At 46.3% G+C, this 11,342-nt stretch carries 12 protein-coding genes; all 12 read left to right on the top strand.

Features of this window, described 5'->3' with window-relative positions; translation table 11 throughout:
- A partial coding sequence (locus O3C43_04000) for a hypothetical protein (protein ID MDA1065645.1) occupies positions 1–351 on the top strand: 351 nt, incomplete at its 5' end.
- A gap of 731 nt (positions 352–1,082) precedes the next feature.
- A complete protein-coding gene (locus O3C43_03995) occupies positions 1,083–1,508 on the top strand; it encodes a hypothetical protein (protein ID MDA1065644.1) in 426 nt (141 codons plus the stop codon).
- Positions 1,509–1,525: 17 nt separating this feature from the next.
- A complete protein-coding gene (locus O3C43_03990; GenBank protein MDA1065643.1) occupies positions 1,526–2,140 on the top strand; it encodes a hypothetical protein in 615 nt (204 codons plus the stop codon).
- Positions 2,141–2,169: 29 nt separating this feature from the next.
- On the top strand, positions 2,170–3,393 hold the full coding sequence (locus O3C43_03985) for an ISAzo13 family transposase (GenBank protein ID MDA1065642.1): 1,224 nt from the start codon (positions 2,170–2,172) through the stop codon (positions 3,391–3,393).
- 468 nt (positions 3,394–3,861) lie between these two features.
- The gene (locus O3C43_03980) at positions 3,862–4,842 is read left to right on the top strand and encodes a MerR family transcriptional regulator (GenBank protein MDA1065641.1); all 981 of its coding nucleotides are present in this window, start codon (positions 3,862–3,864) and stop codon (positions 4,840–4,842) included.
- A gap of 3 nt (positions 4,843–4,845) precedes the next feature.
- Positions 4,846–6,132 (top strand): FAD-dependent oxidoreductase, encoded by a 1,287-nt coding sequence (locus tag O3C43_03975; GenBank protein ID MDA1065640.1) that lies wholly within the window; start codon positions 4,846–4,848, stop codon positions 6,130–6,132.
- Positions 6,113–6,889 carry a DUF1365 domain-containing protein gene (locus O3C43_03970; GenBank protein ID MDA1065639.1) on the top strand — a complete coding sequence of 259 codons (777 nt, stop codon included), beginning with the start codon at positions 6,113–6,115 and terminating at the stop codon, positions 6,887–6,889. Before O3C43_03975 ends, O3C43_03970 begins: the two co-directional genes overlap by 20 nt.
- Before the next feature lie 22 nt (positions 6,890–6,911).
- Positions 6,912–8,186 carry a cyclopropane-fatty-acyl-phospholipid synthase gene (locus O3C43_03965; protein ID MDA1065638.1) on the top strand — a complete coding sequence of 425 codons (1,275 nt, stop codon included), beginning with the start codon at positions 6,912–6,914 and terminating at the stop codon, positions 8,184–8,186.
- The gene (locus O3C43_03960; protein MDA1065637.1) at positions 8,186–8,986 is read left to right on the top strand and encodes a DUF1295 domain-containing protein; all 801 of its coding nucleotides are present in this window, start codon (positions 8,186–8,188) and stop codon (positions 8,984–8,986) included. The genes O3C43_03965 and O3C43_03960 overlap by 1 nt, the downstream gene beginning before the upstream one ends.
- Position 8,987: 1 nt before the next feature.
- Complete coding sequence (locus tag O3C43_03955) at positions 8,988–10,016, top strand: cyclopropane-fatty-acyl-phospholipid synthase (protein MDA1065636.1); 1,029 nt, start codon at positions 8,988–8,990, stop codon at positions 10,014–10,016.
- A gap of 19 nt (positions 10,017–10,035) precedes the next feature.
- A complete protein-coding gene (locus tag O3C43_03950) occupies positions 10,036–10,773 on the top strand; it encodes a fatty acid desaturase (protein MDA1065635.1) in 738 nt (245 codons plus the stop codon).
- A 4-nt stretch (positions 10,774–10,777) separates the two neighbouring features.
- Positions 10,778–11,329, top strand: a complete 552-nt coding sequence (locus O3C43_03945) for a chalcone isomerase family protein (GenBank protein MDA1065634.1) — start codon at positions 10,778–10,780, stop codon at positions 11,327–11,329.
- Positions 11,330–11,342 lie beyond the last annotated feature (13 nt).

Raw genomic sequence — 11,342 nt, 5'->3', positions numbered from 1 at the left:
CCATCCGCACCGCCCTGCACAGTAACCGCTTCGATTCCTACTGGGACCAGAAAAACGCCGCATGAGGCATCTAAGGAAAAAATTTGTCCTGCACCCGAGACTGGCCAGTTTCTCAAGCTGGAATTGACTAGCGCGATTTCCGCTGGTAACGCTTTCACGGGCCATAGCAAGTCAGTAAGCATGAAGGCGACACTATTCAATGACGGAGTTGAAGAGACTTCGAAAGTCTTTGTTCGTTCCTCGATGGGTGGAGCATTCGGAGGCTACAAAGGCGCATGCTCTGTGTTAGGGCGCTGTTGCGAAACGATGTCCAAGGACCTTGCCGCTTGGGTGAAGCCGCTTGTAAAATAGAGCCAAAATTTTCAATTCTACCGACTCCCTCTCTATTTAGTACAGGAGAAGTGACGTCCCCCCATATCGGGTTGGACCCTCAAGCCCTTACCCTGCAGATCCTCGTCACGGGCCATTTGGATTAAATCCTCCAGATACGAAGGAGAAAAATCCCCAAACTGAACCCGATGTAAGAACTTCTGAACACGCTCCTCTTTATTCACAGCTTGAGGTTAAACCCTAAGCCAGTTTGCCCCTCAAGCTTTATGATCTTCCTGATAAGGAGGGATTTTTTCAGAGCTTACCTTTTTATTTAAGAATCAATATTCCAAGGAAACTTCGGTCTTGAAAGATACGAACCAGGTTATTGAAAGTGAAAACACTAATCAATAAGCTGAGATTCCACTATTTTGATGGTATAGAAAATCTTTTTGAGTGTTTTTGGATGTCGTTAAAATACCTCCTATTACAAATACCTTCCTCTAGGCCATCCTTCTTAAAGTATATATACGCAACAACTTAATGGCTGCGTTAAGGATTTCTCCTAAGTACGGAAAATGAGGAGTTCGCCCTAAGGTGGAAATATTCTGACACCTCTGTCTCAAGGCGAAACCAGTAAGTTTTCATTGACTGAGAACCAAACATTTCAGTATAGAAACAACTGGCGCTTGCGCCTTTAGCCTCATAGAACTTAAACCTCAAAAGCAGGCTCAATTATGAAATGGATAAACCTAACCACTCTAGCGATAGCTATGTCCTTTTCCCTCCTCAACGGTCAGGAAAAAGGTATCGACAACTCAAAATCGCAGTTAAGCCACGGACAACTTGCCGACACTTTTGAATCACACCTCGAACAAGTTCGAAACAAGGACTTCGGAAATAAGGAATCTATAAAATCTTCTTTGGAGGAATTGAGAAAACGGGCAACACCAATTGAGGGATATGCCAAACTTGACCTGGCCAGAGCGTGGGAAACGGCAGCCAAAGTGTTGAGAGAAACCGAAGGGACGACTCCGTCCTACGCCGAGGCGCTTCGTGTTGCATCGGAATTAAACCCTGACGATCTTCAGTTAGCGCGAAACGCCAACTTTGAAGCAATTCGGCAGGCGAATGTGCAGGTTCGAATTGATGAAGCCAATAGCCTGGCGAAAGCAAAGAGCGACCAACAGAAACGGTGAAATCGTAGGCACGTACAATGAAACACAAATCTATTTTCTCAATCTTCGTTGCTCTATCTGCGATCGCTCTCGCGTCTACTCAAGATGTATCAGCAATAGAGCTTGCAACAGAGAATATTACAATAGAAGCGAAATTCTTCTCAACTGATTATGATAGAATGTATTTTACGTTTTACGGTGAATCTACGGATTCTTGGAACCAAGCTGGATATACCGTTGAGACTACACCTCGGTCCCAACAAATTGAGCCTTACAAAAAGTATCGCCTCGTTGTTTCAGGGTTATATTCGCCAGATACATATGATTTGTCAGTAACCGTTCCTATTGGTTATGCAGCATATATTTCGGATGCGGAAACCTTAGATTTAATTCTTCGGCCAAAGGTCGCGGATGTAACGCAAGGGGGCTCTTCAGACACTTACTTGCCACTCACCGCTAGTGAGAATCCTGGTTTTGGTGTGTCTACCTCGATTGCTGCCGACCGACCGCTTTGGAAGTTAGGGATGGGAGTTCTAAAGAACGGCGAGACTGCTGGTTCAATAAACATTCGGGAAGACGAGATATCTGGCCTGTTATTTACGCCTCAGGACCTGGACTACACCACGCTTAGGAACCGTCACAAAACAACTTGATATCCTGAGTCTGTTTGCTAGAGTTTTTTATGGCTTCTTTAGAGACATCAATCACCGCCCGATTTGAGAGTTTAAATGTCACCTTTGATGAAAAGAGTCGGCGATTGTGGGCTGCTGCCGAAGCCCTGTCCGCAGGTCCGAACGGCGTGATGGAGGTCAATCGAGCCACCGGAATTTCGGTTAACACCATTAAACGCGGAATCGAAGAACTGGGCGATCCCGAGGCGTTGAAAAACAGCGCCGGGAGGACTCGCAACTCCGGCGGCGGACGTAAGAAAACCGCGGATACCAATCCGGAAATAAGAACTGCCCTGGAAGCTTTGGTTGAACCAGTCACCCGGGGTGATCCGGAGTCTCCTCTGCGCTGGACATGCAAAAGCTTACGGACACTCGCTGTTGAGTTAAGCGCCCAAGGTCTCAAAGTCAGTCATCGCATGGTGAGTGAACTTTTGCGCGAAATGGGCTACAGCCTTCAAGCCAATCGCAAGACATCCGAAGGAAAGCAGCACCCCGATCGAAACGAGCAATTCGAGTTTATCAACCTCCTGGCTGAGGACAACCTCGGGAGAGGCAACCCGGTCATCTCCGTGGACGCCAAGAAGAAAGAACTGGTCGGCAACTTCAAGAATGCCGGGCGGCAGTGGCGTCCCAAGGGCAATCCCCGGGAGGTTAACGTTTACGATTTTCTAAGCCAGGCCGAAGGGCGCGCCACACCCTACGGCGTCTACGACATCGCGAGAAACGAGGGTTGGGTGAATGTCGGTATCGACAAGGACACCGCGGCTTTTGCGGTGGAATCCATTCGCCGGTGGTGGAATGAAATGGGCCGGGTTAATTATCCCGACGCCACCCGGTTGATGATTACCGCTGATGGAGGTGGGAGCAACGCCAGCCGGTCACGTCTGTGGAAAACCCAACTCCAAGGGTTTTGTAATGAAATTCAAATCCCCATTGTGGTGTCCCATTTCCCTCCCGGCACGAGCAAATGGAACAAGATCGAACACCGGCTTTTCAGCTTCATCAGTATGAATTGGAAAGGCAAACCGCTTACCAGTTTTGAGACCATCCTTAATCTCATCTCCTCGACGACCACGAAAACGGGACTGAAAGTAAACGCGGATATTGATCTGAATCCATACCCCAAAGGCATCAAAGTCAGTGACGCCCAATTGCGCATGATCGACATCAGTCGAAACGATTTCCACGGCGAGTGGAACTACACAATCAACCCGCAAAACATGCTGTTTTCTTAAAAGTTATTTTGTGACGGGCCCTAAGTAAGCCTGCCATTGACAGATCAAAGCAATATCAAAGGACCATCAGTCTGGCTTGGATCAGACGACGGATTCTGGTCGGCATTCATACCGAAACGTTCAAGCGAGCTTTGTGCTGATATCTCAATCCAGGGTGCACCATCGCTTGGGCATAGCAGCTAAATCCTAACAACAACTCAAAGAATCAACCGACAAGGTTTGTTTCATAATTGATTCTGAATCAGTTCAAAACACCGCTACTTCTCCAGGATTTTTGGGATAATCACCGCAGGTTAGAGTATTTTGGGTGAAGCATTTCTTCTATAACAGGATGCCCTGATTTAATGCGGAAATTAAACCACAATCATTACATTGAACCATTTATGAATCATTTATAATGCATTATTCTCGCATTAATTGATTCATAATCATTACATATAAGTTATAAAACCCTAAACAAACAGAAAAATGATTCAAGATCCATCCAAGCCCGAAAATGTTTATTACGAAGTTGGCGCAGTAGCAAAAATTTCAGGGATTTCGCCTCACACAATTCGCACCTGGGAAAGGCGTGGGTTCCTACAAGCCGAACGCCGATCAGCAACTGGCAGGCGTCAATATAGCAAACAGCAACTGGAGCGGCTGATTCTCCTTAGCAAACTCACAGCAGAAGGGGACTCAATCAGTGCGATTTCCAACCTTAGCATTCAAGAGCTTCGCGTTCGCATTACCGATTACGACCATCCGAATTTGGCAGCAGATATATTCAATCCAGCCAAAATCCTGAAACTGTACGCAATCGAAAAAAGAACCTTCATGCGTCTTGATCGCATGTCATCGCGGGTTAGCAAAATGCTCTTAGATCTCAACTCAATCGAAGATATCAATGATTCTGATCGACCTGACCTGGTTGCAATGGAAGCACCCCCTTCTATTGATGGACTTAATCGTATTGTGGAAATGGTTTCTGGAAAATGGCCAGATATACCGATCGTTCTGTTTTACGATTTCCTATCTCGCGAACAATTGAGAAGGCTAGGCAATGAAGGGTTTTTCCTCATTCGGCTTCCCATTCCCAATGAACAGCTGGAGCAGTACCTATTCAAGGCGGCGGGTGAAAAACGGGTTCCAAAGGATATTATTCTTCAAAATCCCGAACACAAAAAAGATGCCGAGCGTCTCTTTTCAAAGAGCCAGCTAATAGCTCTAGCTAATTCTTCTCCTAAGCTTAAATGCGAATGCCCCAACCACATGGCGGCGTTAGTTTCCAGTTTAATGATGTTTGAAGATTACTGCCACAATTGTGAAGTCGATTCACCCGCTGACGAACGATTGCATAAACACCTCGGCTACGAAGTTTCTGTTGCACGTCGACGTGTTGAAGAAGCTCTCATGTATCTTTTTGAGGCCGATGGCCTGCCTATTCCTCCACGGGAGACCGTTGTATAACGTATGAATAAACGTGTGGCCATTATTGGATCCGGCATCGCCGGGATGGGAAGTGCCTGGTACCTCAGGGACCGGTTTGACCTTACGCTGTATGAAAAATCCGATTACGCGGGAGGCCACACCAATACGGTTTACATTAATGAATCATCCGGTCGAGTTCCGGTAGACACGGGCTTCATGGTTTATAACGAGTACACCTATCCCAACCTCGTGAAACTCTTCCGCGAACTGAAGGTGGAAACGGTGGAGACATCCATGTCCTTCAGTGTTCAGAATTTGGCTAGAGATCTGGAATATTCATGCACGGGGTTTAACTCTTATTTTGCTCAAACAAAAAGACTCTTCGATCCAGCGCACTGGCGTTTATTAAATCAAATCAAAGCGTTTTTCAGCTCTGCCAAGGACTTCTTGAGCACGTCGGCTGACATGAGCGTTACCCTGGGTCAATTCCTCGATCTATACTCACTCGATGAATCTCTGGCACAGGATTACCTCCTGCCGATGACCGCCGCGATCTGGTCCACGCCGCCAGGGAAAATGCTCGATTACCCGGCTCTGTCTCTTCTTCGGTTCCTGAATAACCACCGACTATTGGGCATAGGCATTCAATTGATGTGGCGCACGGTTGTCGGTGGAAGTGATCAATATAAGCATAAAATCCTCGAGGCCATCCCTGGGCAAGTACACCTAAATAGATCGGCGGTAAAAATTACTGCCCTTTCAAATCATAAAGTATCAGTCACTGACGCGTCAGGAGAAACAGAAGAATACGATTACGTTTTGATTGCAACTCATGCTGACCAGGCACTTCGCATTCTGGAAAAGCCTTCGCCGCTGCAACAACGTCTACTCTCCGCCTTCAGCTACACAAGAAACAAGGTTGCCCTCCATAGCGACGAGACGGTCATGCCAAAAAGCAAAAAGGCCTGGGCATCCTGGAATTTCCGTACGGCACGTAAATCCGATTCCGGCGATTGTTCGTCCACTCATTATTGGATGAACAATCTGCAGAAAATCTCAAACAATCGGAACTATTTCGTGAGTGTCGATTACAAAGGCGCAATAAATCCTTCACTCCTTCATTGGGAATCCGAATACACGCATCCGGTCTTCGATGTTGCTGCGATTCAGGCACAACATGACCTGTTTAAATTAAACCGGGAAGGTAATATCCATTTCGCTGGCAGCTACTTTAAAAACGGGTTCCACGAAGACGCTCTTTCCTCAGCGATTGACGCCGTAAACTCCATAAAAATCAAGGACACCAAGCATGAACTCCTGTTTGTATAGCTGTAAGGTAGGGCATTCGCGGAAGCGGCCTAAAAAACACAGTTTTTCCTATCGTGTATTTATGTTTATGGTGGATTTGGATGAACTGGAATCGCTACCGGGAAAATTACTCTTTCTCAGCCATAATCGATCCAATATTTACAGCTACCGCGACTCGGATTATTTTACGCAGGGGGGTACTACCCCGCGAGAAAATGTTGAGATTTTCCTTCGTGCCAATGGCATCACCGGACCCGTCGGTCGCATTTCCCTGCTTACGCACTTGCGCACCTGGGGCCATACCTTCAACCCGGTGTCATTTTATTTTGTGGCAGATGAGGAAAACAATCCTTTGTGCCTCATTTCAGAGGTTGCCAACACCTTCAATGAACAAAAATTGTATCTGCTAAAAAGCGATAAACTGGAGGTCGGGGCATACAAGGATTCTCAGAACAAACACTTCTACATTTCTCCGTTCAGTGATCTGGATACACGGTTGCATTTTAATGTAAGAACTCCGGATCAAAACCTCTCAATATCCATCAACGAGTCCGACTCCGAAGGGACCTATTTTTTCAGTTCCCTTGCAGGAAAGAAGAAAGAGCTGAGCAATCTTAATCTATTAAAATACACCCTCTTCTTTCCATTCATTACTTTAGGTATAGTTCTGAGCATCCATTGGGAGGCTTTGAAGTTATATCTCAAAAAAATCCCAGTGCGAGCCAAGGCCAATCATCCGGAGTTGCAAACTGGCGTTAGACCCTACCTGAAGCACTGATTCGACTTATTTCTATACCGACATGAAAGAATTCTACAAAAACCTCATATTTAAAACATTCGATAAAGCTCAAACCGGGTGCCTCGAAATGAAGCTTCCCCGCGGAGAGACCCGAGTTTTTGGCTCACCAAACTCAGGCAATATCGCCCAATGGCATGTCTATGACGAAAGTCTGTTTCAGGACCTTGTCCTTAAGAATGATATCGGCCTGGGTGAAAGCTATGAACACAAGAAATGGGATACCGAAGATCTAGCTGGGTTGATTCGTTGGCTCTTGATCAACCAGACATTCTTCAAAAGTGCCGCCCATCCTGTATTTTCAAAACTGGCCCAGTCAGCGTTGCTTTTTTTCGAGCGTGTGAGGCATTTCCGAAACAGGAACTCGATTGATCAAAGCCGCGAGAACATCAGTTTTCACTATGATCTGGGTAACTTCTTTTACCAAAGCTTTCTGGATTCGAGTATGACTTATTCTTCAGCATTTTTTACTCACAAAGATCAGGATTTATCAGATGCGCAAAGAGAAAAATATGATCGCATCTGCAGGAAGATAAATCTGCAGAGCCACCACCATTTGCTGGAAATTGGTACCGGTTGGGGAGGTTTCGCTATTCACGCTGCACGGGAATATGGCTGCAAGATCACAACCACTACCATTTCAAAAGAACAATACCAATTAGCGCTTGAGCGAGTGAGAGCTCTCGAACTTGAAAACCACATCGATATAAGGTTCCAGGACTACCGAACTCTGACAGGTATCTATGATCGTATAGTGTCCATCGAAATGCTCGAGGCCGTTGGGCATCGTTATCTGGGCAACTACTTCAGTCAGTGTAACAAATTGCTCTCACCCGATGGGCTGGCGGCCTACCAAGTAATCACTTGCCCCAATTCACTTTACGACGCCTACACCCATAAAGTGGATTGGATCAGAAAGTATATTTTCACAGGCGGACACCTGCCTTCCATAGACAGTATCACGGATTCGATCGCTAAAGAAAATGTAGGTTGGGATCTCTACCATATGGAGTCGTTTGGCTTGCACTACGCCAAGACACTGGCCTGTTGGCGGGAACAATTTAATAACAATCTCACTGCATCCACACTAGAAAATTTATGCGATTCGTTTATCCGAAGATGGAATTTTTATCTTTCCTACTGCGAGGCAGGATTTTTGGAGAGACATGTCAATGTAGTACAACTCGTTTTCGGTAAACCGGATATTACTTCCTACAAGTTCGAGAACTTTTTTGCTCAACAAGAATCACAAAAGCTACAGGTTCAAGCCGCTTCCTGATGGATTTAATATCTACATTACTTATCGGTTGGCTGGCGCTCATCATTCTGATGATTGCCACCTGGTGCCTTTCCGAGTATATCGGCAAAGCAGCCATTGTGGATGTGGTTTGGGCTTACAGTATAGGTTTACTCGCTGTCTTATACACCATTTTGTTGAGCACCGGTGATTCCAATAGAAAATGGCTTACTGCAATCATCGTTACCCTCTGGTCCTTGCGCCTTGGCACCCACCTGCTGATCCGGGTCTCTAAAGAAAAAGACGACAAACGCTACCTTGAAATCATTAAATCTTGGGGAGATCAGGCTTCACTAAAAATGTTCTGGTTTTTCCAGTTTCAAGGCGCTGCCAATGTGGTTCTCAGTATTGCCATATTGCTGGCAATAGCAAACTCAGCTCACTTCCTCAACGCATGGGACCTGATCGGAATTCTGATCGCAGGGCTTGCGGTCGCTGGCGAAGGACTCTCCGACTGGCAGCTCAAACAATTCAGGCAGGATCCGACCAATAATGGTAAAACCTGCCGTCGTGGCCTGTGGCGATATTCACGGCATCCAAACTATTTTTTCGAATGGATGTTCTGGTGCTCGCTGCCCTTTTTCGCAGTCGGACATCCATTTGGATGGCTCGGGTGGATCAGTCCGGCAGCCATGTTCTACATCCTCGTAAAAGTCACCGGCATACCACCCACCGAAAAACAATCTCTCATTTCACGCGGCGACGATTATCGCCGATACCAAAAGGAAACCAGTTCATTTTTCCCGTGGTTTCCCAAGAAACGAACAACACATATTCGCTAAGATGATTAATCCAATTAAATGGGCCGAAAATGGCCTCCTTCCTTACTGGCTTATCCGGTTTGGCATCCGAAAACGGCTTGCTGGCAAGCTAAGCTACGAATCCGCCTCTGCTCAACAAAAACAGGAGTCTATCGTGAAGCTTCTTTCAGCAAAGCCAATTGCTGAGGATACCGACAAAGCCAACGAGCAGCACTACGAGCTTCCTCCCGAATTTTTTAAAACTGTTCTAGGAAGCCACCTTAAATACAGCAGCGCAATTTGGACCCCAAAGTGTGATTCTCTCGACCAGTCAGAAAGAGACGCACTGGAGCTGTTGGCTCAGCGGGCCCAATTGTCCAACAACCAGAGAATTCTCGATCTGGGTTGTGGCTGGGGATCTTTTTCTCTCTGGGCCGCGAAACGCTTTCCGGAGTCTCAGTTTGTCTGTGTATCCAACTCAAAACCTCAGGGAGATTTTATCCGCGGCAGAATGGAGGAGGCAGGCATCACCAACCTCCGTGTCCACACCGCCGACATGAACAACTTCGAACCGGAAGGCACCTTCGATCGCATCGTCTCGGTGGAAATGTTCGAGCACATGCGCAACTACGATCACCTGCTTGAACGAATTTCCTCCTGGCTGGAAAAGGATGGTCTCATGTTTGTCCATATTTTCACACACAAGGACTACGCATACACCTACAATGCCGAAGACCAATCCGAGTGGATGGCACAATACTTTTTTACGGGAGGCGTCATGCCATCGCATAAACTCCTCACTCAGTTTGACAGGCACCTGCGGGTGACCGACTCATGGCGCATTAGTGGTGAACATTACCAAAAGACCCTTGATGCCTGGTTGGAAAAATTCGACCAAAATGAAGACCATATTCGTCAGATTTTCGACGAGTGTTACGGAAAGAATAACTCAAAAACATGGATGTGGCGCTGGCGCTTGTTCTTCCTGGCCTGTTCGGAATTGTTCGGCTATAAGAAAGGCAGCGAATGGGGCGTGTCACACTACGTATTCAGAAAACAAGTTCAAACCTGACCCGACCGTTTTCAATTCAATGACAGTACTTCTTTCATTTTTTTTCATACACTGGTATCTGAGTGCATTCTGCCAGAGCTTTTTTCTGCACAGATACGTCTCCCACAAAATGTTTAAAATGAACTTATTCTGGGAACGCTTTTTCTACCTGCTCACCTTTCTTTCGCAAGGTGCGTCCTTTCTCCACCCTAAATCGTACGCGCAACTGCACCTGGCCCATCACATGCACAGCGATACCGAGGAGGATCCGCACTCGCCGCTCTTCTTCAGAGATGTCTTCTCCATGATGTGGCAGACAAAAACGATCTACATGGAATACCAACGTGGTGTTCGCCGGGCTCCCGATTCTTTCATAGCCGGTATGCCTGAGTGGGATTTCATCGATCGTTTGGGCAACAGCATGTTTGTGCGCCTGCTTTTTGTTGCTGCCTACACATCCGTCTATGTCGCATTTGCTCCCTCTGCGTGGTTTTATCTGTTACTGCCGATACAAATAGTCATTGGTCCTTTTCATGGGGCATTTGTTAACTGGTGTGGACACAAATATGGCTACACCAACCACAATACAGGGGATAACTCCAAGAACTCCTTCCCCTGGGATATGTTGTTCATGGGAGAGACCTTTCAGAACAATCACCACCAATACCCGAACCGGGCCAACTTTGCCACGCGCTGGTTCGAGTATGACATGCTCTATCCCTTAATCTGGTTACTCGATAAAATAAGCGTCATTCAACTCAAGCCAAAAGCCGTCTAGAATTATGATAAAAAGAATCCAATATCTCATTTTGGGACTCAGTATTGTTACATTAACTCAGGTGGCGGCAGAGCCGATATCTCCAAATACATTGGTCTACGATGAATCGAATTATGTAAAGGTGAGCTCCACCTCCGTTAAGGCTTTAGGATTTATCAAACTACTTACTGCGTGTCTCTACGTAGGGGAAGGTTATGAAGTAGATGACTATCCTGATACTATTCCTTTGGCTCTCCGTTTGCGCTATGATCGAAATTTTAAAAAGGAACACCTAATCGGCAGTGCAGATGAGGTCCTTGGCGATCTTTATTCCAAGGAAGAGCTAGATGAAATTGAAGAGCATCTTAGAAAAATAAACTCCGCTTACCTCGATGTAAAAAAAGGTGATGAGTATACCCTTGTCCATCAACCCTCTCGAGGCACTTCGCTTCTTTTCAATGGACAAGAAGAAGTGACCATCCCAGGGGAACGTTTTGCACAAATTTACTTCTCAATCTGGTTGGGGGATCATCCTAAATCGCGAAAGCTTAGCCGGGAATTGCTCAGGCAATCGTAACTATGATTCAAAA

The organism is Verrucomicrobiota bacterium, assembly GCA_027622555.1.
Lineage (GTDB): Bacteria > Verrucomicrobiota > Verrucomicrobiia > Opitutales > UBA2995 > UBA2995.
This window is presented reverse-complemented; position numbering and strand designations above follow the sequence as displayed.

What these genes read in the sequence shown, in the direction of transcription:
- O3C43_03995 (MDA1065644.1), top strand. Translation starts at nt 1,083, where the DNA reads ATGTCCTTTTCCCTCCTCAACGGTCAGGAAAAAGGTATCGACAACTCA.
- O3C43_03990 (MDA1065643.1), top strand. Translation starts at nt 1,526, where the DNA reads ATGAAACACAAATCTATTTTCTCAATCTTCGTTGCTCTATCTGCGATC.
- O3C43_03985 (MDA1065642.1), top strand. Translation starts at nt 2,170, where the DNA reads ATGGCTTCTTTAGAGACATCAATCACCGCCCGATTTGAGAGTTTAAAT.
- O3C43_03980 (MDA1065641.1), top strand. Translation starts at nt 3,862, where the DNA reads ATGATTCAAGATCCATCCAAGCCCGAAAATGTTTATTACGAAGTTGGC.
- O3C43_03975 (MDA1065640.1), top strand. Translation starts at nt 4,846, where the DNA reads ATGAATAAACGTGTGGCCATTATTGGATCCGGCATCGCCGGGATGGGA.
- O3C43_03970 (MDA1065639.1), top strand. Translation starts at nt 6,113, where the DNA reads ATGAACTCCTGTTTGTATAGCTGTAAGGTAGGGCATTCGCGGAAGCGG.
- O3C43_03965 (MDA1065638.1), top strand. Translation starts at nt 6,912, where the DNA reads ATGAAAGAATTCTACAAAAACCTCATATTTAAAACATTCGATAAAGCT.
- O3C43_03960 (MDA1065637.1), top strand. Translation starts at nt 8,186, where the DNA reads ATGGATTTAATATCTACATTACTTATCGGTTGGCTGGCGCTCATCATT.
- O3C43_03955 (MDA1065636.1), top strand. Translation starts at nt 8,988, where the DNA reads ATGATTAATCCAATTAAATGGGCCGAAAATGGCCTCCTTCCTTACTGG.
- O3C43_03950 (MDA1065635.1), top strand. Translation starts at nt 10,036, where the DNA reads ATGACAGTACTTCTTTCATTTTTTTTCATACACTGGTATCTGAGTGCA.
- O3C43_03945 (MDA1065634.1), top strand. Translation starts at nt 10,778, where the DNA reads ATGATAAAAAGAATCCAATATCTCATTTTGGGACTCAGTATTGTTACA.